Raw genomic sequence first — 24,426 nt, forward strand, 5'->3', positions numbered from 1 at the left:
ATGACGATGCACAATCCGCCGCACCCCGGAGAGATCCTGCGCGATGACGTATTGCCGGCGCTGGACCTGTCGGTGACGGCTGCGGCCCGGGAATTGGGTGTCACGCGGGCGGCGCTGTCCCGTGTGCTGCACGGTCACGCGGGCATTTCGCCCGAGATGGCCTTACGCATCGAACGCTGGCTGGGTGTGGAACGTGGCGGACGCGCCGAAGTCTGGGCGGGAATGCAGCTCGACTACGATCTCTGGCGTGCGCGCCACGGCAAGGCCGCCTAGCGGCACACGGGTGCAGGGGCGTCGCCCTGCATCAGTCACCTGATCTCACCCGACGACATCCGCGCGAACGAGGCCGGGATCCTCGACTGGATCAGGCAGGTGGTTGCCCAAGCACGGGCGGCACCCTTTCTTGGGCCGGCAAATTCGATCAGTCACACCGCCTTCAGCCCTGAGCCGCAGCCACGAGGTGCCCGTCAGGTAACGAAACAGCATCGTGTTGCCGCCGACGGGTTGTCTCACCCCGACCCTGTGCAGCCACAGGGTCGTAATGGATGAGTGGCCGGGGTCGAACCCTGAGCGGGCAGTCAAAAGGCTCTCCTATAGGGCGGTAAGCGGGCGCATTGCCGCTGCCTGCTCGCAATTCAGGCACAATATCTGTCACGGGAGAGGAGGAAACGGCACTAGTCATGCGCACACACACCGCCACACGAGATGCGGATATCCGGATCGCGCTGCACGCGAAGCGCCTGCGACGCGTCAAGACACAGCCCGATACGCTTGTGATCGATGAACTTGGTCTCGCGCACGCGAAAAGCCGCATCGATGTAGCGGTCATCAATGGCTGCATCCACGGCTATGAAATCAAAAGCGCCAAGGACACCCTCGATCGATTCGCAACCCAGATTAACATTTACCGCCAGACGCTACAGAGGCTCACGGTCGTGGCCGCGCCAAAGCATGTCGTAGAGATCATGAGTCGTGCTCCTGAATGGTGCGGTGTGCTCGCAGCCGAGCAGGGACCGAGAGGAGGTATCAACTTCCACGTGTTACGAAACGCCGCCGCCAATCCCGAGGTCGATGCGGTCATGATGGCCCATCTTCTCTGGCGCGATGAAGTCATGGAGTTGCTGGACCAAGCAGGGTACGCACCGAAGGAGCTCCGCCGGCCAAGAAAGCAGCTGTACGAAATGCTGTGTGAAGCGATGACCTTGCGCGAGATCACGGCTTCGATCCGCGCGTTCATGGTGAAGCGCAATAGCTGGCGAGATCATCCAGCACATGCGTAATGTGGTGGTTGATCGTCACGCATTTCCACCAAGGTTGATTGCTAGGGTTCTCCGTCCGCGCCGCGCATTTGGCGATGTAAGCATCGCCGAATGAGAACCCTGACCCGCTGAACTTACCCGACGCCACGATCGAGGCGCAGTGATCGTGCATTTGCCCAGGATTGTCGCGAAACGCCCCGCCCTTGCGTACTTCCCACTCGGACGCTGTCGTATAGACGAGCCTTCCAGCCGACTTGATCTTCCGCATGTCTACCGGCGCAAACTCCGGATGAACGATCGTGTAGTCTCCGTAATTGGGCTGCCGCATGTTAGAAGGCATCTTGCTAAGCAGCGCCTGATAGAAGAGCCAGTCATGGCGTGGGAGTTGGTCAGCACCCTTGGCAACGTTCTTGAATGTCTCCGGGATAGCCGTGCCGATCATCACGAAATTCCGAAAGGCGTTCAGGTCGCCAAGCCTTTGCACTGCTGCAATCAGCGCTCCTGCGAAAGCATCGTAGGGTTCGAAGTTCGGCGCGCCGAGGTCGACAACGAGATCGACCTCCGTGAGCGATAGACCGATTGATGAAACCAAATCCTGGATGCGCATGCGTGCATCCGGCTTCATCAGATCCTCCAACCTGACCGCAATAGCCACTCCAAGGCAATCGGTCGCAACAATCGCCGCGACGGATGCGGCCATAGGCGTGGATGCGTCAAGGGGGATGGCCGGTATCGCATGCGCCTGGAATGCGCGCAGGGCTTCAAACACATAGGTGAAGATGTCGCGGCCGTCCCCCATCGGCTCGCCGGAAATACTAGGGTGCAAAGAAATCCACGCCGGTTGCTGCCCCCACTTGGCTTTGAAACGAGCGGCAAAGGGATGAACGTGCTCCTGTACCGTCTTCTTCGGCTGCCACATTTCAAAATCAAATTCGACTTCCGGAATGGTGACATACGGCACGATGCGACCCTTTGCAGCGGCCGAAAGGCGGGTAAGCGCCTGATACTCGCCCTGCCGCCACCGCAGTGCCGGCACATACATATCCCTATTCAAGATCATCGCTCGCCTCCTCAAGCTGCGAGCGCACCTGACCCTGACCAACCAGATGATCCAGAATGGTGTAGTCGCCGCGCTCCTTCCTGATGCGTCCAGCGAGGATGCTCGGATCGACGCCGATCCTGTCCGCATCGATCCTCACCGCCTCTTCCGATAAGGCGAACCGCGAGAGACACTGATCCCACAACTCGTCCGATATCAGTGCGCCGAGCGCGAATCTATCGGCCTCTGCCTCGATCGTATCGCCGTCATTGCCGTCTTCCTCATCAAAGAAGTCGAAGCGCAGTCCGTCAAAGAGATGCAGGAAGACGTGACCAAGCTCGTGCATCAGCACGAACCAGAAATTGTCCAGCCGATCGTAGCGCAGAGTGAGACCTACAACTGGCGTATCTCGATCACCGAGCATCGCGGCCCCATCTAGATAGGAGCCCGGGAGGTGGCGTTCGACGACAAGCACGATGCCTTTCTTGGCTAGCAGATCGCGCGCTCGCTTAGGTCCGTCATCTCGTTTCGTCAGGCGCACAAGCTCTGGCAACCACCGGTCATCCTGTTCGAAGGCGCCAACCTCGCCGGCTTCGATTCTTTCTCGCGCGCGCTCCAGAATGCGCGCTTGCCACGCGAGCAGGGCATATTCATTCGGCACGTTTCCGCTGCGCATTTTCTTGCGATGAAGCGCCGTCGCAACCTGCGGCCCGGCCGCGCGCAGGAAGTACTCCTTCACGCGCTTGATCGGATCAGCGCCGCGCGGCAGATCAAGCCACTTGCGCTTGATCATCTCCTTATAAGGGAGCTGAGCCCAGACGACATCGTCGGCGTTGCCCCAGGCGAAGAGCGATCCGGTCGCCTGCTTGGGTCCCTCGAAGCTTTCCGAGGCCTTCACGCCAAGCGCCCTTGAAATCTCGATCAGCCTTCCCAGGCTAGCGCCCATGTAGTCGGTTGCCTCGTAACGTTGAACCTGCTGGGGCTTCATGCCGAGTTTTTCCGCGAGGTCCGTCTGGCTCATGCCGGAGGCGATGCGGGCCTGCACCAACACGCGAGGTAATTCTTCAAGGGCATACGTCTTGGAGAACGAGACCTGGCCGGATTTCAGCATGTCGTATTCGGCCAGTTCGGCCTCGATATCGGCGATCTGGCTCTTGAGTCCGTCGATCTCCGCCTTCTTGAGCCATGCCTGATCCGTGGTACGCTCCTTTGCCGCGGAGAGCGCGCCCCGCAGCTTCGCCAGTTGCGCGCTCGAGATACTGTATTGCTTGTCGCTGTAGATCATGGCTGCACCTTCCCTAAGAGAAGAGGATCGGCCGAAAGCGAAATGGAGATGATCCCTTTCTGTTTTCCTGTGAAACGATCCAGTTGGAAAAAATCGACAAATGCCTGCCCGACGTCCGCGCACAGCATCGTGGACGGAAAGAACTCGCCCTTGAATGCGGCTTTCTGCGCCGCCCGGCCGTTCCCGAATTCGAGGAACACCGGATCCAGCTTGGCTAGGTCTACACCCGAGGGATCCCAGCACGCATCGAAATCGCCGGGTTTCGGCTTGCCCGTCACATAGCTGCCGTCGAGGTAAATCACGGTACATCCGGCCAATCGCAACTTGCCCGAGGCAAGTACGAGGCCATCGAACAGTTCGCGCCGCCAGACATTCGTCGCGAATGCCGCCGCCACGTTTTCAAGGCTCGCAGCGTGTGCCCCGGGGGGCAGAACGGTCCACGGGGAGCCAGGCAAATACACAAGGGCAGGAATCATCGTTACAACACTAATGTTGTAACGTGATCAAGTCAAGGGATTGGGCGCATCGCCCTGATTCTCGCGCGGGCAGCCGGATGTTCGCCGACAGGTCCCGGTGAAGCCCCGTGCTTTGGAGTTCCAGCCCCGGTCTCCTGCGAATAAGCTCTTTGCAGCGTGACTTGATCTTGTTGTCTAAACAGATCTTCTTGACCGCTTGGTGGCGAAGCCTGAGCGAAGCCTGAGCGAAGCCGAGACACCGGGGCGATCCACCTGTCCTCGTCCGCCAGTCAGCCTCCCGGCCTGGAAAATCTCGAGTGGGCTTGATCGAGCGTCGTGACAGAGGAACAAGACACAACGTAGGCCCCGGCTCGGCCGGATGCAACCGACGGCGGCCCGGTCAGTGGAGAAGCACTGTACGAGATGGTCCGAGCCCATGCTCCGGGTGGCAGCCAGATTCGGCGTGTCGTCGAGCTACAAGGCCCGCGTCTGCATGCTGCTCAACGTACCGCGGCCCGAGCGCGGCTATTGGGCGAAGCTGGCGGTCGGCTGCGCCGAAGCAACCGCCACCCCCCAACCCCCGGCCTGCAGACCCATCCTTCGTCGCTCTGCGTTTTGCCGCCGGGGACTTGCCACGATAACAGGCAGGAGGCGTCGGGTTCGCTCGGACGGCATTGAGTATGAACAGCTGTACCCGTTGCAACAGGTTGGGGGCAACATCTTCTATTCATTGTCCGGTTGGCGCTCCGATACTGCCGCAGACGGTCTCGCCTCGAGTGCCCGTGGGCCGCGCCCTGCCACTGCCGACCATCGGGAGTCTCGTGCCGACCCAAAGCCGGCATGCGATAGGGGTCGGTCAGCGGCCCGAGTCCCAGGACGACAAGCAGACAGTCATCACGCGCCCTCGGCGTTCGGTGGTGGCACGGATGCTTCACAGCTTTCGCCGAAGCTTGCTATTCTGCGGGTATCTTCCTCGAGGCCCATGCGAATCGTGAAACACAATCATGCGGCGAATCCGGTGAACGTAGGCCTGCTCGGTACACAGGCTGAAGTGCTTGGCACGGAATCGCTCGGGCATCTGACCGAGCAGCCGGGGACGACGGGGCGTTTCCATGACCATGTTCCCTCCTTCCGTTATCGTGCCGTTTGTCCCGATCAACTACCCAAGAACCACCGCTTGCAACGCAGACTGCGGTGTTATACGTCGAAATCGGGTTCTTCGTCGTGTCACGTGGATTTGAGGATGGAGCCCGCGAGGCTCCCGATCAGGTAAATCATGGTGATGAAGGTGTCGGTATTGCGGTATCCGCGGGCTCTGGCCCGTGCGTCCTGGAAGAGTCCGTTCAAGCCCTCCAGGCGGGCATGGGTGTAGGTCGAGGTCCAGCGTTGCACCACGCGTCGCGTATGGGTCTTCAGGGTCGCGAGCGCCTTGCGCACCGGCTCCAAGCGCGGCGTGTCGCCGACCAGGGCCCGGGCGTAGTTCAGGAAGTGAGTGATCCGCCACAGCGCGGCCCTGGGCGTGCGCGCTTTGCGGATCCACGGCAGCTTCTCCTTCAGCTTCCAGGCGGTCATGGCATCCAGCCCCTGCTGGGTCATCTCGGCGATCGCGACCAACTGGTCGGTGGTGAGGTGGTCTACATGGCCGCGCTTGAGCACCGCCCAGCGCAGGTCGTTCGGCAGCGGTTTCTCTTTCCCCTCGAGCTTGCGCACCTCATCCACCGAGCGGGTAAACAGGTGCACGATCTGCAACCAGTCGACCGTGATCGATGCCCCCGGCAGGTGCTGCTCGACGCCACGCAGGAAGGCCGGCGACATGTCGCAGACCACCTCGACGATCTGCCCGGGCTCGCTCCCGTGCTCGCGCAGGAACGCGGCGAACTGGCGCAGCATGTCCTCGCCCCGTCCCGGGGTGACGAACAGGACCGGCTCCTTACGCCGGGCCATGTCGATGAACACGGTCACGTAGTGATGTCCGCGCCTGCAGGCAGTCTCGTCGAGGCCGATGGCGCGCGCCGCACGCAGGTCAAAGCGCGCGATGGCCTGATCCACGTAGTAGCGCACGATCCGCCACAGGCGGGTATCGGTGACGGCCATCAGCCGGGCGGCAGCCAACACGGGCATCTCCCGGACCAGGGCCAGTGCGGCCTGCTCGAACAGCAGGGTGAAGGCGCTGCCCTTGCGTGCCCACGGCACCTCCACCAGCTGCACGCCGTGCTTCGGGCATTTCACCCGCGGTACCGATGCGGTGATGTAGCAGTGGTGTTGGAAGATGTAGCAGTGATGTAGCGGTGATGTAGCAGCACGTGTTGGAAGAAGTTGAGATGGCGCCAACGCTTCTCAGTGAAGTCGTGCGCCGAACACAGCGCGCCGCACTGCGGGCAGGGATAGCGGGCGCCGCGCTCGCCCTCCACCTGGAGGTGCAGCTCATGCGGCTGGGTCGCGGTATCGAGTGCTGATCCACCAACTGCCACGGTGGCTGAATGCCAATGCCCAACAGCAGAATCTCGTCGCCGCACATGCCGTCGCTCCTGTCCGCAATCACGCCCCGAGCATGGTTCAGCATGTCGGCGGATTCCACTCAAAATAACGAGGAGCCATTTTTCACGATACCGTGACGGCGTACGGATCTGCGACACCTGTTCGCTCCTTCACGAGCAATGACGGCTACAGTACTAGCCTCATTGACACAGGGTCTTTTCAAGTGGCTTGGACGGCAGGTCCAGTAACACGCGCACAAGGACTCGCGAATATCACGGACGATGTGTTCACCCGCGGCCTAGCTCGCGAAATTGTTCAAAAGCTTCGAAATGCCGGGCTCATTTAGCTCGTTGAAATTCTCGGCCCTCGCTGGTAAGTCGGTCAAAGGAGTACTCATGAAGGCGCTCATTTATGTTAAAAAAAGCCGATCTTTGGGTTCAATATTTTTCTCCAGGCGCACACATTCGAGAGCGGGATGCATCCGCCAAATTAATCAAGACCGGCCGCACGCTGATCCCATGAAGATCGCGCGTCTGCCATTTATTGTGATTGTTCTCGGGTTGTTGGTTTCGCCTTTTGCAACGGTCAGCGCAATGTACGATGGCGGCACGAACGTCCCACAAAAATACGCCGAGGCCGTTGTCTTCAACGCTCACGAAACACTTCGGGATATGCGCGAGCAATCCAATAAAAAACAGGCGGAGAGAGAGCGCGCAAGAGAACGCGAAGGATTCCGTCAAAACGCTCGATACGGCGAAATTCGACTTCTGAATTACGGCACCGTTCTGGTTAAAGGAAGACATTGGGCGCGCTGTAGTGTCGGCCAATCTTGGGACGGGACTACTTGCACGGGCACACCAGTATCCGCAACCCTTGGTGAGGCAAAAGAACTGGTCCGTATTATGATGCGTTCCGGAGGCTATGCCGGGTACACAGATTGGCGATTACCGACGATTTTGGAGTTAGAGAGTTTGCGGGTGTGTGAATCGGGCTACCACTCCTGGACCCTGGGGCAAATTGGCGGATTGGCTAATATTCCCAAAAGTAAAAACATTCGTAGAAGTTGCAACGATCTAAGCGAGATCCGACAACCGACCATCGAAAACACTGTGTTTCCCAGTACGCCGAAGGGGGTTTTTTGGTCGCAGACCTTTCATATGAGGGGACCCATCAATCCCGACTTTTACGTCCGCTACCCCACCATGAAGAAACTCACTCCGTCCAACTACGCATTAGATTTTGCTACCGGCGATATAAGTGGACACTCAGTTTCTCGATCATACCACATCCGCCTTGTGCGCGACGCGCGTTAATGTTTATGATTGGAAGATGGGCGGTGGCGATTGGGAGGACACACAGCCACTCGCTACTGTCAGGCAAACCCATCAGTTTGTAAATATTTTCAGGTAATAACGCTGATGGTCATCGGGGCTTCGTCACCGAGGAATGCCGCGCGACTAAGTTTTTCCACCGTGGACGCAGACGCATAACCGAGTGGTCCGCAGTCGCGGCATCGCAAGTCACAGTCGCCATTACGGACGTTGTGACCTATGCGCGGAAGGATGTCTATCTTGGCGTCGCATTCGCGATGGTTGATGCACAGGTCAGGATGCTGACGATCTCCCCGGGGTTGGGCTCGGAGGGAAAACTGATCCGGAAATGGACGTACGGTTACGGTTATCACAGCCATTGCCATGGTCCTCTGGGTCGGTGAGTAGGTCTATCCAAAAGAATATCGTGGATGCTTTGGGGCTGTTTGGGAGAATCCGGCGCAGAACCTCGAGCGCGCATGCGTGGCAGCATGAGTGTGCCATCGCCGCCCAGGGTGAGCAGGTTTGTTCGGCTATCGATGCCGCGAACAGTGTGGTGGCCCAATGGATCGCCGAGGGTTCTGGACCTACAGCGGCACGCCAGCAACCCTAGGTCGGCCTTCGTTCCCTTGGGCCGACTGATTGCCTAAGCCGGCCCCGAACACGAATTCTGCCATTCGGCGCTGCGGCTGTACGCCGAACTGGCACGTGAAGCGCAACGTCTGATGGGGCTGATCCAGAATGTGACCGAGCGCAATCGATCCGAGGACGCGGGAGGCGGACTTCGACGAGCGCCTGGGCAAGCCGGTGCGGACCCAGGAGTTGAGGGAGATGATCTCCCGGCAAGCCGTTGGGCCGACTTGAATCGTTGTTCGGAGGGGTGGCCAGGTCCGCAAAGGAATGCTGACCGCCCGCTCATGGTTCGCTGGCGGGTGACCGGTAGGGGCCGAACACCGCCACCCTTTGCTCAGTGAAGTACCGCAACTCGCTGCGTCGACCCACATCGCAGGGCGGCCGAGGGGAGGACGACATCCTGCCGCGCTCTTCACGTCCGCTGTTCCTTCCGAGCTGTGTACAGCGCCGCCATGCGCTGACAGGTGTCCGCGATCTCGCGCCGCAGCGCAGCCGGCTTCAGGACTTCCACCAGATCACCCTGCCCGAGGATCCACCAGCGCAGCTGCCAGGAGTCCGGGACGGTTGCGTGCACGGTGGTGCGTCCAGCCCGGATGCGGATCTCCTGATCCGCCGAGAGCGCGGTTTCGCGCAGGATGCGCTCGGCGGTCTCGTCGACCGCTAGGACCAGCCGCAACGTCTTCCCGGTGCTGGTGAACTGCAGCGCTCCACCGGCGATGTAGGCATCGAGATCGAACCCCTCGGGGCGCCGGGCAGGTTCGTCGGCGAGCGTGGCGTGGGTAAACCGGTGCAGCGCATAGAGACGCAGATCGTCGTACCCGAACGCGGTGGCCACCAGGTAGGCCACCGGACCGCGCTGCACCAGGCCGAGCGGATGCAGGGTCAGGGGTTGCGCGTCCGAAGCGTCGGCCGCCTGGTAGTGCGCCTCGATCTGTCGTTCCTGCAGCAAGCCCTGCTGGACGGCTTCCAGTGCCCCGGGGTCGACCTGCGGCGCCCGCAGCGGCAGCGCGGGCGGCACGGTGCGCACCTTGTTCGCCCAACGCGCAAGGGGTAAGCCCTGCGCGGACTCGAGCTTCGTTGCCGCCATCCGCAGCAACGGCTCCAGCGGTTCCAGCACGGCTGCCGGCAGCAGCGGGCGCAGCATCTGGTCCACCAGGTGCAGCGACAGCGCTTCCGGAAGGGCAAGGCCGGGAAGATGCAGCGAGGCGTGGCGGACCCAGCGCCAGCCATAGGGGATGCTGGCGTCGTTGCGGTCGATCGGGAAGGCCTCCATCAGATTGCCGAGGTCGCGCTCCACCTGCCGCTTGCTGACCCGGAAGCCGGCATCGTTCAACTCCTCGGTCAACTGCGCGGCGGTCTTGCCCGCGCCGTTGCTCGGCAGCAGCTTCAGCAGTTCCCATTGCCGGGTCAGGGTCCGACGGGTGGTGGCTCCGGGCATTCAGCGGGCTCCCTCGAAGAAAAGCGCGAGGCGCACCATTGCCAGGGTGTCGCGCTCGCAGTAGCGCAGCAGCGCGTCGCGTATGTCTTCGCGGCGCTGAACGCTGGTGTCCGCCTGGATGAGTTCCGCGAACGCCTCCTGGGCCATCCCCCCGTCCGCGACCTTGAGATCGTCGTAGGCCAGGTCCGGGGCGATGGTGGGCAGCACCGCCTTGATCGACCAGGATCCGCGCATCTCCGGGTGATAGTAGTGCGCGCGGGCCACCGGCAACAGGTCGAAGATCCGCTCCATCGCGGCCCGCAGGGCCTGCGCCTGTTCCGGGAATGCATCGGCCAGCTCGGCCATCCGCGTTCGTTCGAACGCCGCGTTGTAGACGAGGATCGGTCCCTCGGTTCCGAGCGTGGCCAGTAGCGTTTCGACGAACGCCCGGCGCGGGTCGGTCGTGCCGCCGTCTTGCCGAACTGCAGCAGCGTCTGGTCGCGGAAGCCATCACCCGTGGCCGGATCTGCCTGCCAGCGGGCAAAGCAGCGCAGGGGGTTCTCGCGGGTCATCCGTCGTCTCCTGAGTCGCCCTGGGCGCGAGCCCGGGATTGGCCATCATCCGGTATGCCGGAAGCCGATCGGGTGGCGGCGGGCGTCCTTGAGGGCGCATTCCTGTGCCAGCGCCGCGACCGCCTCGGCGGGGGACGCCAGCGGATGGAACCGGTGCCGGCGCGCGACCGCGGCGAAGTCTCCGGGCGTGAGGTTGTCGCACACGCCGAGGGCCTCGAGCTCGGCGTCACCGGGTTCGGAAAGGCCCCAGGTCCGGCACCAGCGCCGCAGCAGCTCCCGCGCCTGCTCCGCGCGCAGGAAATCGAAACGGACCTTGAGGTCGAACCGGCGCAGCGCGGCGGGGTCGAGGCCGTCCATGCGGTTGGTCGCGGCGATGAACACGCCGGGGAAGCCCTCCATCTGCGTGAGCATCTCGTTCACCAGCGTGACCTCCCAGCTGCGGTGGGCACCGTCGCGGTCCTGCAGGAAGCTGTCGATCTCGTCGATCAGCAGCACGGCGTTCTCCTGTTCGGCCTCCCGAAATGCCGCGGCGATCCGCTGCTCCGACTCGCCCAGCCACATCGACAGCAGGTCCGAGGCGCGCCGGACCCGCAGGCGCTGGCCGAGCTGTTCGGCGAACCAGCGTGCGTAGGCGGTCTTGCCGGTGCCCGGCGGGCCGTACAGGCAGAGCCGGCCGGAGGGCGCCTGGGCCAGGCCCTGCGCGATCCCCGCGAGATCGGCGTCGGCATGGATGAAGGCCGGGTCGTAGACCTCGGGAAGCCCACCGGCGCTTTCGCGCGGCACCGGCCGCTGGCGCTGGGCCTGCAGCGTGTGGTTGAGCAGCTGCTCGAACACAGCTGCGGGTGGCAGCGTGCCCAGTTCCTCCTGGATCGCGCCCACCACCGCGGCGGCGCGGGTGATCACCGCCGGGGCCAGGCCCTCGGCCTCGGCGATGCGCCCGAGGCCACGGGGGCTGAGCCACGCTCCGGCGTGCGCGCGCAGGATCCGCTCGCGCTGGCTGCGCGGTGGGATGGGGAGCTCGAACACCAGGTCGAAGCGGCGGACGAAGGCGGGATCCAGGCCGTCGATGGCGTTCGCGAGCCACAGCGTCGGCACCGGGTTGTCCTCGAGCATGCGGTTGATCCAGGCCTTGCGGTTCTGGGCCGTGCTGCTCCGCCCGAAGAAGCGGTCCGCGTCGTTGAACACGTCCTCGACCTCGTCGAACAGCAGCAGCGCCGGCTGCTGCGCGAGAAAGCTCTGCGCCGCGCGGAACGCACGCAGGCGCCGCTCGCCATGAATCGGATCGCCGTCCTCGTCCTCGGCGGCGACCTCGAACAGGTCGCTGCCGAGTTCCTGCGCCATCAGCCGGGCGAGTTCGGTCTTGCCGGTGCCCGGGGCACCGTACAGGAACACGTTCACGCCACGCCGATCACCGCGCACCGCGTGGCGCAGGTAGGGCCGCAGCACGGCGAGGAACGACTCGACGTGCGCGTGGTCAGGGGCCGCCAGCGTCGGGGCCCGGCTCGGAGCGATGGTGTCGCGCAACAGGCCGACCGGGTCGCCTTCCGAGGACAGCAGGTGGTCGGCGAAATTCTGTGACAGCAGGTCGAGCTTGGCGCGCAGCAGGTTGCTGCCGCTGCGATCCAGCGTCAGCAACCCCGAGCGCGTCAGCAGCCCCTGGGCGCCGAGGGCGGCGCGCACCTCGCGCTCCGGCAGCTCGAGCACCGCCGCCAGCGCATGGAACACCTTGGCCGAGGAGAGCGGGCCGAGGTAGTCGGCGGTATCGTCGAGCAGCCGCTCGTTGTGGATCAGCACCGCGAACTCGAGCACCCGGCGGTCGGTGTCCGACAGCCCCACCAGCGCCGCCAGGCGGGCGGTGTTCGCGCGCAGGCGTTCCGGCACCGTGGCACGCTGCCGGCTGCGTTCCGCCGCGGCGTGCAGCGACCGCAGCGCCAGGCGCACCGCCCGCGGGTCGTACTCCGGACCCATCGGGTCGACCCATTCGCCGAGATCGAGCGCCTCGGCCAGGGCGTCGTTCATCAGACCGTGCGCGGAAACGAACTCGCGGTGGCCGCCGAGCGGCACCAGCATTCGGAGAAGCCAGAGGCGGACGATGGGGAGCAGGTCGCTCTGCGGTGCGGATGAGCAGGAAGGTCGGCGGCGGCGCATGGGGATCTCCTTCGGGGTTGGAGATCATTCTCCGGGTCAGTGCGTCAATATGGTTCGCACCCTGCCCCGGCGACTGCGACACCCTGCGTAAACCCGACACACTACCGACGCGCAGGCACAGGCGGCAGGAGACACCACCAAAGCTTGAGACAAGCCGTAATATCAAGCCGCAAGTGATCGTATCCCTGCCAACAGGGCCGGGGCGTCGTTGGGCATCCGGTTGACCCGGCCACTATCGCTGCGTTGCTGCCGCCCTTGCACGTGATTCCTGCATCCGCTGTGACGCCTTCTGCGCCTCGGACAGGAGACGATCCCAATCATCAGAGGGATGCCCGCTGTCCAGCATCCTGCGGAACAGGTTGGGCTAGCCCTTGCGTACTGGGTACCGCAAGTGTGTAACGCCGACGCCTGCGGTCACCGTCGGGTTGCCGAGGACGGTTGGCCCGCCGGCGAGGCGGTCAAAGAGTCGGACTCCGGAGCCCAAAAGAACCGCCGCAGTGTCGATGGAGAGTTCATCGAGGAGTCCAGCATTCAGCAACTGCTGGATCACGTCCGCGCCGTGGACGCCAACCGACTTTCCGCCGGCGGCGGCTTTGGCTTGCCTCACGGCGCCTTCGATGCCGTCCGTCACGAAGTGGACCGTTGAGTTGGGTCGGGGCCATCCATCGGGGATCTGGTGGGTAAGTACGAATGCTGGCCCCCAGGGGTGGTTCCCGTTCCAGCCTTGGGCGATCTCGAACGTACGTCGACCGGTGAGAACGGAACCCAGTTCGGACCAGAGATCGCGAAGGTGCTGGGCGCTCGGGCCGGACACCTTGAATGTCATGGGGGCAGCCCCTCCTGTCTCGAACTCGATGTCTCCCGAGCTGAAGTACCAGTCGAACACTTCGGCCACGCCATCGTTGAGGTCGGCGACATAACCGTCGATCGACATGGACATGATCGCTACAACCTTCGACATTGCGTTATTCCTTTCGAGGGATGGAGACTGCATCCAGAGGACGTGTGCTGTCCTCCCGGATCGACCGCTCACGCTCAGATTCAGCGGCAGCGCGCGCTTGAATCCCCCATGATCGAGTCGGTCACCCTGGCAGCTGACCGTTGTGTGAATCTGGTCCCGTCCCTACCCGTTGCGCACGGGCGAGCAGCAGGCGCTGTTCGGCCTCGTTACCGGAATGTTCGGCGGCCAGCCGGAACGCGGTCGCAGCAGCCGCCCGCTTGCCACAACGTTCCAGCAGGTCGCCGCGCACCGCGTGCAACGGCACGTAGCCGGCAAGCGTCTGCGCGTCGATGGCGGCATCGAGTGCGGTGAGCACGCGCGCCGGATCGTCGAACTGGGCTGCCGCCTGGGCTTCGTGGATGCGTGCGGCCAATGATCCGGTGGTCGCGAACAACGTCGCGTAGTGCGCGGCAATCTGGCGCCAGTCGGTGGCAGCGAAACTGGGAGCCGTCGCATGACAGGCGGCGATCGCGGCCTGCAGGCGAAACGGCCCCGGTACGAGATCCGGCCCGGGGTCGGATTTCCTGTTCCTGCCCTCACTGCGGGTCCGGGCGAGCATGTTGGCGCGCGCCAGAGCGGCGAGGCCACGGCGGATCCCGCCACGATCCCATTTTCGGCGATCCTGATCCTTCAGCAGCACCGGGTCACCGTGTGCGTCCATGCGCGCGGCCAGCCTCGCACCGTGAAGTTCGATCAAGGCGAGCAGCGCCTGTGTCTCGGCGTCATCCGCAGCGGCCTGCGCCAATACGCGCGCCATCCGCCGAGCCACATGGCAAAGGTCGGGCCGCATCCAGTCGTCGCCCTGGCTGGCCACGTGGCCCTCGGTGAAAATCAGGTAGATGACCTCGCGTACCGAGCCGAGGCGCTCGCGGCATTCGGCGACGGACGGTATTTCGAAGGGGATGTTCGCCTCGGCGAGCTTGCGCTTGCCGCGCACGATGCGCTGCGCGATGGTCGCTTCGGGAACCAGAAAGGCGCGCGCCAGCGCGGCGTTGTTGAACCCACCGATGGTGCGCAAGGCCAGTGCGCAACGGGTGTCGGCGGAGAGGACCGGGTGGCAGGCAATGAACAGCAGGCCCAGCGCATCGTGGCGGGCGTCGTCGTTGAACTGTGGAGTCGAGCGGGCGGTATGGCTGCGGGCGATCTCGCGGCCGTAGTCGCCAATCAGCGCGTCGCCCCGGTGTTCGCGGCGCAGGTGGTCGATCGCGCGGTTGCGCGCCGTGCGCAGCAGCCACGCCGTCGGATGCTCGGGCACCCCGCGCGTTGGCCAGTGTTCCAGCGCGGCGATCAGTGCATCCTGGGCGGCATTCTCGGCGCGCTGGAAGTCGCCGGTCCAGCGCACGAGCGCCGCAACGATGCGGCCCGCATCCAGACGCCAGATCGCCTCGATCCGGCGGCGGACCTGGTGCACGTCAATCGAATCGTGGGAGGAATCGCCGGGAGGATCGATGGGGTCGCTGCCGGTCACCGCTCCACCCGTACTCCGAAACCGCCCCAGAGCATGCGTTGGGCGTCGAACGGCGTTGCTGGCCTGCCTACCGGCCATCGTAGGCACCTCGCAGGGCAGCGAGATCGCACTTCTTCATTTCGAGAACGGCCTGGGTCACCCGGTTCACCCGCTCCTGATCCGGGTCCTGCATCATGGTGGATAGCTCCTCAGGAACGATCTGCCAGGACAGCCCGTAGCGGTCCTTGAGCCAACCACACTGCTCGGCCTCCGGAAAGGCCGAAAGCGTCACCCAAAGCCTGTCGATCTCGTTCTGATCGGCGCAGTTCACCACGAACGAGATGGCCTCGTTGAAGGCGAAATCGTGCTCGCGGGCGCTGTCCATGGCGGCGAACCACTGGCCCTCCAACATGAAGTCGGTGAACATCACCGCGCCCTCCCGGTCGGGCTCCATACCGGCGGGGTAGCGCGCCAGCTGCCCCCGCCGCGCATCTCCAAACACCGACAGGTAGAAGTCGGAGGCTGCTTCCGCCTGACCGTAAACATCCCCGACAAACAACAGCGATGGAATGACGGGCGGTCGCTCCTCGCCCTCGGGATCGCTGAGAATGAGCTGCCATGAGAGGCCGAACCGGTCCTGAACCCAGCCATAGCGCTCGCTGAACGGATAGCGATCGAGGGGCATCAGGACCTTTCCGCCCTCGGAGAGCGTTGCCCACACCTCGTCGATGCGCGCTCTCGCGTCGAGATCCCGCGAGGGGTCGAAGTTGACCATGAACGAGACCGATGGGTTGAACTTAAACAGCGGTCCCGCGTTGATCGCCAGGAACGAGTATCCCCACAGCGTGAACGACACGACCTCGCAGTCGCCCGAGGGCGTGTCCTGCAACGTGGTCACGTGCGTGATGCCGGAATCGGGGAAGACCGAGCAATAGAACCCCGCCGCTTCCCTGGCCTGCGTGTCGAACCAGAGGTGTGGAACGATTTTCTGCCGGATGTTGATCATCGTGTCTCTCCTTTGTCAGTGACGCATCGCTGGCGCAGGGGCCGCGCAAGCGGTTTGTCACGCGGGAGGTTTGCGCCGAGGCGCGTGCGGGGGTCCGCCGGGACGATCCGCGAGGCGCCGATCGAGGGGCAGGACGGGCAAGTCGAAGTGCAGCACGTCCTCGCGCTTGCCAAGCCCGCTGTAGAGCGCGATGGCCGCAGCGTCGGTGCGGTCGGCCTGAACGAACACCACCCAGGCACCGAGTTCGGCGGCGATCGTCTGCGTGCGGCGGATCAGCGCGGTGGCGATGCCGCGCCGCCGGCAAGCGGCTGCCACCGCGAGATCGTAGATGTAGACCTCGCTGCGAAGGCGTTCGAACTTGTCCAGCACATAGGCGGCCAGGCCGCCGACCACCGCGCCGTCGACTTCCGCACTCAGGGCGATGAACTCCCTGCGCGCCAGCAGGCGGTCGAGGTAGTCGGGTGGCGGTCGCGCGTCCGAGTAGGTTGCAGGTTCCCCGAACACTTCGGCAAAGAGGTCGAGCAAGGCGTGCATCGACCTTCGATCCGCCGGCCCGAGACGACGGACAACGAACGACGAGACCTGCTGCGGGCTTGCCGGATCAGCCGCCATCGGGGATCTCGGGCTCGACCAGGTAGGCGAGCAGGGTCAGCGATTCCTGCCAGCCGAGCGTGCAGAGATCCAGTGGAATCACGTCTGGCAGTCCTTCCTGAAGGATGTGCAGCGCGGTGCCGCAGGAGACCGGTTCCAGGGTGACCGTGAGCGTGATTTCGCCGCCCAGCGCCGGGTCGTCGAAGCGGTCGCTGACGACAATGCGCCGGCCGGGGACGAGTTCACGATACTCGCCGCCGAAGTCGTGGCGGGTGCCGGTCGCGAAATTGATGAAGCTCATGCGGTAGCCACCGCCCACGCGGGCGTCCACCTCGTGCACACGCGCGGTGAAGCCGTGGGGTGCGTTCCACTTGGCGATGGCCTCGGGTTCCAGAAACGCGCGGTACACGCGCTCGGGCGGCGCGCGCAGGATGCGATGCAGGCGGACACTGCGATCAGTCGTTTCAGTGGACATGACGGTTGCCTCCGGGATAACGGGTAAGAGCGGTCACGGCGCAGCCTTCAGCGTTGGTAGCAGGGCGCGCATTCGCGCACCTCGACCGTGGCGAACCGTGCGGCCGGGCAACGCGCGGCCCACTCGACCGCTTCGTCGCGGTCGGCACAGTCGATCAGGAAGAATCCGCCGATCATCTCGCGGGATTCGACGAACGGCCCGTCGATGAAGCGGGTCTTGGCCTCGCGGCTGCGGACGCGCACGCCGTGGCGGTCGGGGCGCAGCGATTCGCTGGCGAGCAACTGGCCACGGGCGTCGAGTTCGGCGCCGAAGGCGAGCATTTCGTCGTACAGCGCCTGGCCCTCGGCGTCGCTGCGGGCGTCGCGGTCGCCGTGTTCTTCGAGGATCAGCAGCAGGAAATTCATCGTGGGTACCCTCAGCGCATCGAGTGGAGGCCAAAGCGATTGCCGTCCGGATCGCGCGCAACGACGCAGAAGCCGTATTCTCCGATCGCTTCCTTTGGAGTTTCGATCGAGCCGCCGGCGCCGGCGACGCGTTCGGCCTCGACCCCACAGTCGTCGCAGGCGAAGTAGACGATGCTGCCGCCGGGGCCGACCGGGTTCTCCGGCCCCTGCACCAGCGCGCCCGCGCACCCGGGCAGATGCTCGTCCATCGGAAACATCCAGACCTCAGTGCCGGGAGCGAAGGTGCTGGTGTCGGCGCGAGTGAGCGTCACGCCCAACACGGCTTGGTAGAACGCGCGGGCGCGGGCGATGTCCTGCGTCGGAATCTCGAACCAGACAACGGGGTTGGCGGCCATGACGACATCTCCTATGGCTGGGCGGAGTGCACGGGACCGGTCAACTGGCCCCTTTGAACTGTAGACGAACGGAAATCGGGAAAATCGACATCTGGTACAGACTGGGCAGGATTCGATGTCGTCACCGAACCCGTGGGGAACGTCGGCGCTGCGCCCCACAACAAAGGGCAACAAGGGGTCGAAAGCTGACCCTGTCTGCCGATTTGGCCGACAACCGCCCTGGGTACCTGATGGCTGCGTCAGCAGCGCCAATAGGCACCGGCCTCAACGGTAAGTACTCATGGAGGCTTGTCTGGCCGAAGCCGCCCGGAGTGCGGGTCAGGCCCCGCCCCGGTTCCCGAACCCGAGACTTGGTGTCGCCGGTGGCCTCAATCCAACGCGGAAAGGTCCACTCGCAGCGCCTCGCGGCGCTCCTCGACCCTCGGTGGGTGCGCGTCCTGGAGCCGGCCGCCCAGGTGCTCGGCGAGGAAGTCCTCCAGCGCTGCCATCACCGCCAGGCGGTTGGTCTCGTCGACCAGTCCGTGGCCCTCGTCGGGGGCCAGGTAGTACGCCACGTCGTGACCGGAATCCCTGAGAACGCGCACGATCTGGTCGGACTCGGCCTGGACCACGCGCGGATCGTTGGCGCCGTGAACAACCATCAGCGGTGCACGGATGTGCTGGGCCGAGAACAGGGGGGACTGCGCCTTCAGCCGCTCCCGGTCTTCCGGATCCTCGGGGTCGCCGACCCGCCGTTGCCAGCGCGCGATGCCCGGGTGCCAGTAGGCGGGAAAGGACTCGACCAGCGTGATGATGTTCGAGGGTCCGACCACCGAGACGCCGGCCGCGTAGAGGTCGGGCGTGAACGCCAGACCCGCGAGGGTTGCGAAGCCGCCGTATGAGGCCCCGTAGATCGCGATCCGGTCGGGATCGGCAACGCCTTCGTCGATCAGGTGTTTCACGCCATCGGTGATGTCGTGTTGCATGACTCCGGTGCCCCAGCCGCGGTTGCCGGCGTTCAGGAATTCCTTGCCGTAGCCCGATGAGCCGCGGAAATTGGGTTGCAGCACCGCATAGCCGCGGTTGGCGAGAAACTGGACCGAGCCGCGGTATCCCCAGGTATCTCGCAGCCATGGCCCGCCGTGGGGGTGCACGACGACCGGCAGGTTGCGGGGCTTCTGCCCAGGCGGCAGGGTCAGGTACGCTGGAATCTCGGTGCCGTCGCGGGCGGTGTAGCGTATCGGCTCCATCTGCGCCAGGTGCTCGCTCGGCAAGTCCGGGCGCACGCGGTAGAGCTCGCTCAGCGCCATGTCCGCGGTGTCGTAGAGATAGACCGTGCCGGGGTCGATGTCGCGCGTCAGCGCCACGGTCCAGCGCGCCTCGTCGCGGCTCGTGGAGGTGATGTCGAGGTTGCCCTCAGGCAGCAACTCCTGCAGCCGGTCAAGGTGGGTCGCAAAGTCCTCATCGTGGGCATAAATGCGCTGGCGATCCCCCGCGTAGACCGTCGCGAGCAGGCGATCGTCCTGCTGCGAGAAGATCGCACGCCCCAGGTCCACCTCCCGCTCGGGATCCTGGTGCACCAGCTGCTCCTCGCGGCTATCAGGGTCGAACAGCACCAGCTCGACGAGGTCACGTTGCCCGGCGTTGGTGCGCAGATAGATTCGCTGTCCATCGGGATGAAAGCGCGTGAGGCTGCAGGATTCCTCGACGCTGCACTGGTAGATCACTTCGCCGAGTTCCCCCTCGCCACTCACACGCAGGATCTCGGTGCTGCCGTCCGCCGTGGTGCGCGACGCCTTGCGCAGGCGGCCCTGATCGAAGTGCCAGCGCTGGATACCGGCATCGTTGCGTAGCACCAGTTCCCGCTCCCCCGCGGCGATATGGACACGAAATACGTCGTGCAGCGAAGGATCACGATCGTTGAGTCCCACGTACATCACGTCGGGTTCGTCGCGGGGCAGGTGATACACGATGGCCCGGGCGCCTTCCGCACCGGCCAGCCCGCGCGAAGGCGGCACCTCCGAATCGGAGGAGGGTTCGGCGAAGGGATCCACGGCCCTGATCTCGAAGTTCTCGTCGCCGTCGCGATCCTGGGCGTAGAGCAGAAAACGCCCGTCGCGGCTCCAGAAATGGCGGCCCACCGAACGGGCGTGGGCGGTCACCGGTCGCGCCTGATCGAAGGGTTCGTCGACGGCTTTGACCCAGAGGTTCAGCGCGCCCGCATGGTGGCTGCGAAACGCGACGGTCTCTCCGTCGGGTGAGATGCGCGCCGCGCTGTACTGCGGATCCTTGAAGAAGAGCTCGATGTCGAGCAGGGGCGGCGTGCCTCGCTCGGCGTTCTCGGCCGATGCCGGGAGCGCGACCGCGGCCAGCATCAGAAGGGAAAGGGTCAGCGCCAGCTGGTACATCCAGGCCTCCGGGGTTCTGCGCGTTCGCGGGGCACAACCATTACCGGCGTAGGAACCGTCCGTAACGGCCTGAGTTCCGCGCCAGAGGGGCATGGAAGCAAAGTGATGGTGGGTGGGACAGCCGGAGTTTGTGCGTTCGCGGCTCGACGAAACCGCTGCCGAGGTCTGGACTGGATTCGGGCGTGCGAACGGGTTGGACGGCAGTTGCGGCGGTCGCGTCCTTGCGCCAGCCCCAGGCCGGAACGCCGTGTGGGCTGCCGCCACAGCGACTCGTCTTCGACTATCTCCTCGCGGCCCTCGCCTCGCTTTCGTGATAGTCCTACTTCATGTCGGAACGCCCACCACTTCAATCGGGGGCGGCCACCCCCGCCATGACAGTTCGGCAGGGGGCTGAACGCATACCGTCGAAGAGGCCAATTAGTCGTTCGGATCGTTTTTCGGCCTGCTGGGTGTGGCGGGTTTTTTCAGGCCGGATTTCAGGCTATCGAGGGACCCCCCGTGCACGCCGCTGATTTCTTGGGTCGAGATCGGTTTGACTTCGAACAGGCGTTTGCCATTGATCATCGCGGACACATCGTCGCCACCGCCTTTGAGATCGTGCATAAACACGGCGATCATGTGCGCCAGGACGAACAATGAAATGACCGTGGCGATGCCGGCATGCAGTGCCGGCAGATAAATGCCCGAGACGACCGGATAAGAGCCTTGCAGATGGCCGGTGAAGGCAACCAGGATCATCAGCGCAAGCACGACAAGGTAAACGGGCACCCAGAGAGGGTTGTGGGCGTACCAGCGTGGCAGGGTGGCTTTGCCGAAAGAGAGGTAGAACTTCAGCATTTGCAGCATCTTCTTCGGCTCTAGATCCGCAAGCAGAAACTGCCATCGGCCCATGAGCTTGTCGCTGAACAATACCCAGATACGCAGCACGAGCCCGAGTGTGAAAATGCTGCCGGCGACATAGTGCCAGTCGGCAGCCGTTTGAGCCACGCTCGGCGTGTAGCGCACCAGCCAACCGGTGGCCATCAGTGCGAGTGTCGACAGCGCCAGCGTCCAGTGGGACAAACGCAGCCACTTACTCCAGATCTCTCGGCGATACAGAGTTTCGGTTTTCATGCGCTTTGCAATTCCTGACGCCGTCTTGATGGCGGTTGCGATTGACGATCACGATTTCGCAATATAAACGATCCTGCCGTCGGAGTCTCCGGCACCGTATCGGATTCAGCCTGTCACGCCGAGCGCCTGGGAGCCCGCTCAGGGTCGGGTGGAGACAGCCGATGACCGCCGGTGGCAGTAGTCGGCCCTGAACGGTCAGTCGATGGATGCGTGCGAGAGCCTGCTTGGTGGCCTAGAGCTGACACTCACGCGTGCATGTATGAGCTACTGGCCGGTACCCCCGCACCCACCTCATGAAGCGCGCGGCGAACCAAGGTTCAACTGAACCACTTCTCGACAACGGACCGTGCTGGTACACCACCCATGTGAATCACCTTTCCGTCGATCACGACACCCGGCGTGGCCATGACTCCATAGCCGGCAATCGCCGCGACGTCCTCCACCTTCTCGAGTTGCACCTGGACACCTTTTGCTTTCGCGACCTCTTCAATCAGGTTGTAGGCCCGCTTGCAGTTCGCACATCCAGGACCAAGCACTTTCACTTCTTTCACGATAACCTCCGGGGTTTGCACGTCTTCAGACACTGCGAGGACCGAGTAGTCTCAGCGGGGGCCTACTTACGGCGCGGCCGCCACCGGCAGCCAGGGCGCCAGCGCATTGAACAGCCAGCCCACGATCATGAACGATACCGCAAGGATCCCCACGAAACGGATCAGTGCCGGCCAGCGGATCACCTTGCGCAGAATCAGGAGCTCGGGAAGTGACAGTGCCGCCACACTCATCATGAACGCGAGCGTAGTGCCCAGCGGCACGCCCTTCAGCAGCATGGCCTCGGCGACCGGAACCACGCCAATCGCGTTCGAGTACATCGGTACACCGATCAGCACGGCGGCGGGCACCGCCAGCCAGTGATCCCCGAGGTTCTCGACCCAGTGCTGGGGGATATAACCGTAGAAAAATGCGCCCACGCCGACCCCGATGAAAATCCACTTCCAGATCCGGCGCACGATATCCGTGACCTCGCCCCAGGCGTACAGGTGACGGCCCCGCAGGCTGGTATCCCGCTCCGGCATCTGAACCTGCCCCATGTGGATCTTCCACACGTATTCCTCGACCCACCGCTCCGGCTTGAACCGCTCCATGATCATGCCGCCGACAAAGGCCAGGGTGAGCCCCGCCAGCACATACAGCAGAGCGACCTGCCAGCCCAGAATTCCGGCCAGCAGCACCACCGCGACCTGGTTGATCATCGGGCTCGCGATCAGAAAGGAGAACGTGACGCCCAGCGGGATACCCGCCTCCACGAACCCGATGAACAAAGGTACCGAGGAACAGGAGCAGAACGGCGTGACCGCCCCCAGCCCGACCGCAGTCGAGCGCGCGGCGACCTTGGAGCGCCCGCGGATGTAGTTGCGCACCTGCTCCGGACTGACGAAGGCACGCAACCAGCCCATCACGTAGATCACCACAACCAGCAGGAAGAAAATCTTCGGGACATCCATCACGAAGAAGTTCAGCGCCGCGCCGAAACGAGTGTCCGCCGATAGCCCGAGGACGCCATAGACGAGCCAGTCCGCGAACCACTGGAAGGGACCGGTCATACGGCATTACCGAAGACACGGCTTTTCACTAATCGCGCCGGATCGTTCATCGTGCCGCGCAGAATACCGACCCTATCCGGCGGGTACCAAATCTCTCCCAAGTGCCCCTTGGGCAGCGGCACGCCTGGCCGCAACTTCCGCTTAGGAATCCAAGCCAGACACCGGTTACCGGCAGCGACGGCACGGCTCGTGCTCTGCCAGCGACCCTCGGATCCGGGAATATATCCAACCCGCCGGCCGTCCGGTAAGGGTCCAGAGTTTGTCCACAGGAGCCTGCCATGCACCGTCTTTTCTCTGCGCTATCTGCGGCCGCAGCCTTTGCGCTGCTGCTCGCGTCCGTTGCCCAAGCGGATGCCGACCGGCCGATCGAGGCAATCCTCGAACCGGTCCAGTTGACCGAACGCGTCCATTACTTCTACGGCTCGATCGAGGCGCGCACGCCGCTGAACCTGGGCATGAACAACAATGTCGGCTTCGTCGTCACGGACGCGGGCGTCGTGCTGATCGACAGCGGCCCCAGCTACCAGGTTGCGGCGAAGATCGCGGAAGCGGTGGCGGCGGTCACCGAGCAACCCATCACTCACGTGGTCAACCTGGGCAGCCAGGATCACCGCTGGCTGGGCAACGGCTGGTTCCAGGATCAGGGTGCCGAGATCGTCGCATTGCAACGGACCGCCGAAACCCAGGAGCGCTTTGGCGAGACACACCTGAACCGGCTGATTCGCGTGCTTGGTGAAGAGGCGATGGCCGGCACCGATCCCGTGACCGCGCCCGCCCCGATCGACGCCGACCGGCACGCGTTCGAGGTCGGCGGGGTGCCGTTCGAGCTACTCTTCGTTGCAAACGCGCACTTTCCCGGGGACAGCATGCTCCACCTGCCGACCGATGAAGTGGTGTTCACCGGCGACGTTGTCTACACCGAGCGGATGCTGGGCATTCATCCGCAGAGCGACCCAGTCGGCAAGCTGGAAAGTTTCCGCAAGCTTGAGGAACTCGATCCCGCGATCGTCGTTCCGGGACACGGCGCCGCGACGGATCTGGCCACGGCCCGCCGCGACACCGGCGATTATCTCGAGACCCTCATCCGCGAGGTACGGGCCGGGCTCGAAGACTGGGAGTCACTGGACGAGACGGTCGAGCGTATCGCCGAGCTGCCACCGTTCCAGCACCTGCTGCACTACGACGACTGGCATCGGGTAAACGTGAACCGCACCTACCTGTTTCTGGAGGCGTCGCAGTAGATGCATTGCCTCTCGAAGTATCTTCGAATAATCGAAAAGAGATTCGAATTAATTAGATTATAAATGCCTTACCTTTCAATTCGCTCGAACAGTTAGAGAGAACTATGCGCTAGATCAATACATGGGATCCCGCCTTCGGTTTCGATGTTTCTCGAAGGATCGAACCAATG

Annotated in this window: 20 protein-coding genes and 2 pseudogenes; 4 read left to right on the top strand and 18 right to left on the bottom strand. The window is 63.8% G+C overall.

All coding sequences use genetic code 11. The features are described 5' to 3' along the window. Entirely contained in the window at nt 1-273 is a 273-nt protein-coding gene (locus tag THITH_RS16130) for a HigA family addiction module antitoxin (protein WP_006746769.1), read from the top strand. A 407-nt stretch (nt 274-680) separates the two neighbouring features. Next, nucleotides 681-1,280 (top strand): sce7726 family protein, encoded by a 600-nt coding sequence (locus tag THITH_RS16135; RefSeq protein WP_006746768.1) that lies wholly within the window; start codon nt 681-683, stop codon nt 1,278-1,280. Here THITH_RS16135 and THITH_RS16140 read toward each other — a convergent pair. The 4 genes and pseudogenes from THITH_RS16140 to THITH_RS16155 all read right to left on the bottom strand — a co-directional run bounded on the left by THITH_RS16140 (nt 1,234) and on the right by THITH_RS16155 (nt 6,556). Then, complete coding sequence (locus THITH_RS16140) at nt 1,234-2,319, bottom strand: beta family protein (RefSeq protein WP_006746767.1); 1,086 nt, start codon at nt 2,317-2,319, stop codon at nt 1,234-1,236. The two genes, THITH_RS16135 and THITH_RS16140, sit on opposite strands and share 47 nt — an antisense overlap. Continuing rightward, complete coding sequence (locus THITH_RS16145; RefSeq protein ID WP_006746766.1) at nt 2,306-3,583, bottom strand: XRE family transcriptional regulator; 1,278 nt, start codon at nt 3,581-3,583, stop codon at nt 2,306-2,308. Before THITH_RS16145 ends, THITH_RS16140 begins: the two co-directional genes overlap by 14 nt. Beyond that, complete coding sequence (locus THITH_RS19490; RefSeq protein WP_006746765.1) at nt 3,580-4,059, bottom strand: DUF6932 family protein; 480 nt, start codon at nt 4,057-4,059, stop codon at nt 3,580-3,582. The genes THITH_RS16145 and THITH_RS19490 overlap by 4 nt, the downstream gene beginning before the upstream one ends. A gap of 1,206 nt (nt 4,060-5,265) precedes the next feature. Then, a pseudogene (locus THITH_RS16155) lies at nt 5,266-6,556 on the bottom strand (ISL3 family transposase). Nucleotides 6,557-6,911: 355 nt separating this feature from the next. On the opposite strand from THITH_RS16155, the gene THITH_RS18330 reads away from it, so the two are divergent. Then, on the top strand, nt 6,912-7,829 hold the full coding sequence (locus THITH_RS18330; RefSeq protein ID WP_006746762.1) for an Lcl C-terminal domain-containing protein: 918 nt from the start codon (nt 6,912-6,914) through the stop codon (nt 7,827-7,829). A gap of 1,042 nt (nt 7,830-8,871) precedes the next feature. Here the strand turns inward: THITH_RS18330 and THITH_RS16160 are convergent. From THITH_RS16160 to THITH_RS16225, 14 genes and pseudogenes are all read right to left on the bottom strand, one after another. Continuing rightward, the gene (locus THITH_RS16160) at nt 8,872-9,897 is read right to left on the bottom strand and encodes a helix-turn-helix transcriptional regulator (RefSeq protein WP_006746761.1); all 1,026 of its coding nucleotides are present in this window, start codon (nt 9,895-9,897) and stop codon (nt 8,872-8,874) included. After that, nucleotides 9,898-10,332, bottom strand: a pseudogene (locus THITH_RS16165) (DUF2779 domain-containing protein); the annotation flags it as partial. Nucleotides 10,333-10,493: 161 nt separating this feature from the next. Beyond that, entirely contained in the window at nt 10,494-12,518 is a 2,025-nt protein-coding gene (locus tag THITH_RS16170; RefSeq protein ID WP_156925542.1) for an AAA family ATPase, read from the bottom strand. 442 nt (nt 12,519-12,960) lie between these two features. Further along, a complete protein-coding gene (locus THITH_RS16175) occupies nt 12,961-13,557 on the bottom strand; it encodes a dihydrofolate reductase family protein (RefSeq protein WP_006746758.1) in 597 nt (198 codons plus the stop codon). Between the two features lie 121 nt (nt 13,558-13,678). After that, on the bottom strand, nt 13,679-15,064 hold the full coding sequence (locus THITH_RS16180) for an RNA polymerase sigma factor (RefSeq protein ID WP_408645499.1): 1,386 nt from the start codon (nt 15,062-15,064) through the stop codon (nt 13,679-13,681). 67 nt (nt 15,065-15,131) lie between these two features. Beyond that, a complete protein-coding gene (locus THITH_RS16185; RefSeq protein WP_006746756.1) occupies nt 15,132-16,049 on the bottom strand; it encodes a VOC family protein in 918 nt (305 codons plus the stop codon). A 57-nt stretch (nt 16,050-16,106) separates the two neighbouring features. After that, entirely contained in the window at nt 16,107-16,661 is a 555-nt protein-coding gene (locus THITH_RS16190) for an AAC(3)-I family aminoglycoside N-acetyltransferase (protein ID WP_025367657.1), read from the bottom strand. Further along, nucleotides 16,651-17,115, bottom strand: a complete 465-nt coding sequence (locus tag THITH_RS16195) for an SRPBCC family protein (protein WP_006746754.1) — start codon at nt 17,113-17,115, stop codon at nt 16,651-16,653. The genes THITH_RS16190 and THITH_RS16195 overlap by 11 nt, the downstream gene beginning before the upstream one ends. 47 nt (nt 17,116-17,162) lie before the next feature. Further along, entirely contained in the window at nt 17,163-17,519 is a 357-nt protein-coding gene (locus THITH_RS16200; protein ID WP_006746753.1) for a YciI family protein, read from the bottom strand. A gap of 11 nt (nt 17,520-17,530) precedes the next feature. After that, nucleotides 17,531-17,914 carry a VOC family protein gene (locus THITH_RS16205; protein ID WP_006746752.1) on the bottom strand — a complete coding sequence of 128 codons (384 nt, stop codon included), beginning with the start codon at nt 17,912-17,914 and terminating at the stop codon, nt 17,531-17,533. 368 nt (nt 17,915-18,282) lie between these two features. Continuing rightward, on the bottom strand, nt 18,283-20,301 hold the full coding sequence (locus THITH_RS16210) for a S9 family peptidase (protein ID WP_006746751.1): 2,019 nt from the start codon (nt 20,299-20,301) through the stop codon (nt 18,283-18,285). 417 nt (nt 20,302-20,718) lie between these two features. Next, nucleotides 20,719-21,414, bottom strand: a complete 696-nt coding sequence (locus THITH_RS16215) for a cytochrome b/b6 domain-containing protein (RefSeq protein ID WP_006746750.1) — start codon at nt 21,412-21,414, stop codon at nt 20,719-20,721. A 317-nt stretch (nt 21,415-21,731) separates the two neighbouring features. Further along, a complete protein-coding gene (locus tag THITH_RS16220) occupies nt 21,732-21,965 on the bottom strand; it encodes a thioredoxin family protein (protein ID WP_006746749.1) in 234 nt (77 codons plus the stop codon). Nucleotides 21,966-22,031: 66 nt separating this feature from the next. Next, complete coding sequence (locus tag THITH_RS16225) at nt 22,032-23,015, bottom strand: permease (protein WP_006746748.1); 984 nt, start codon at nt 23,013-23,015, stop codon at nt 22,032-22,034. Nucleotides 23,016-23,293: 278 nt separating this feature from the next. Here THITH_RS16225 and THITH_RS16230 point away from each other — a divergent pair, with 278 nt between their 5' ends. Beyond that, complete coding sequence (locus THITH_RS16230) at nt 23,294-24,256, top strand: MBL fold metallo-hydrolase (RefSeq protein ID WP_006746747.1); 963 nt, start codon at nt 23,294-23,296, stop codon at nt 24,254-24,256. Nucleotides 24,257-24,426 lie beyond the last annotated feature (170 nt).

Source organism: Thioalkalivibrio paradoxus ARh 1 (assembly GCF_000227685.2).
Taxonomy (GTDB): domain Bacteria; phylum Pseudomonadota; class Gammaproteobacteria; order Ectothiorhodospirales; family Ectothiorhodospiraceae; genus Thioalkalivibrio; species Thioalkalivibrio paradoxus.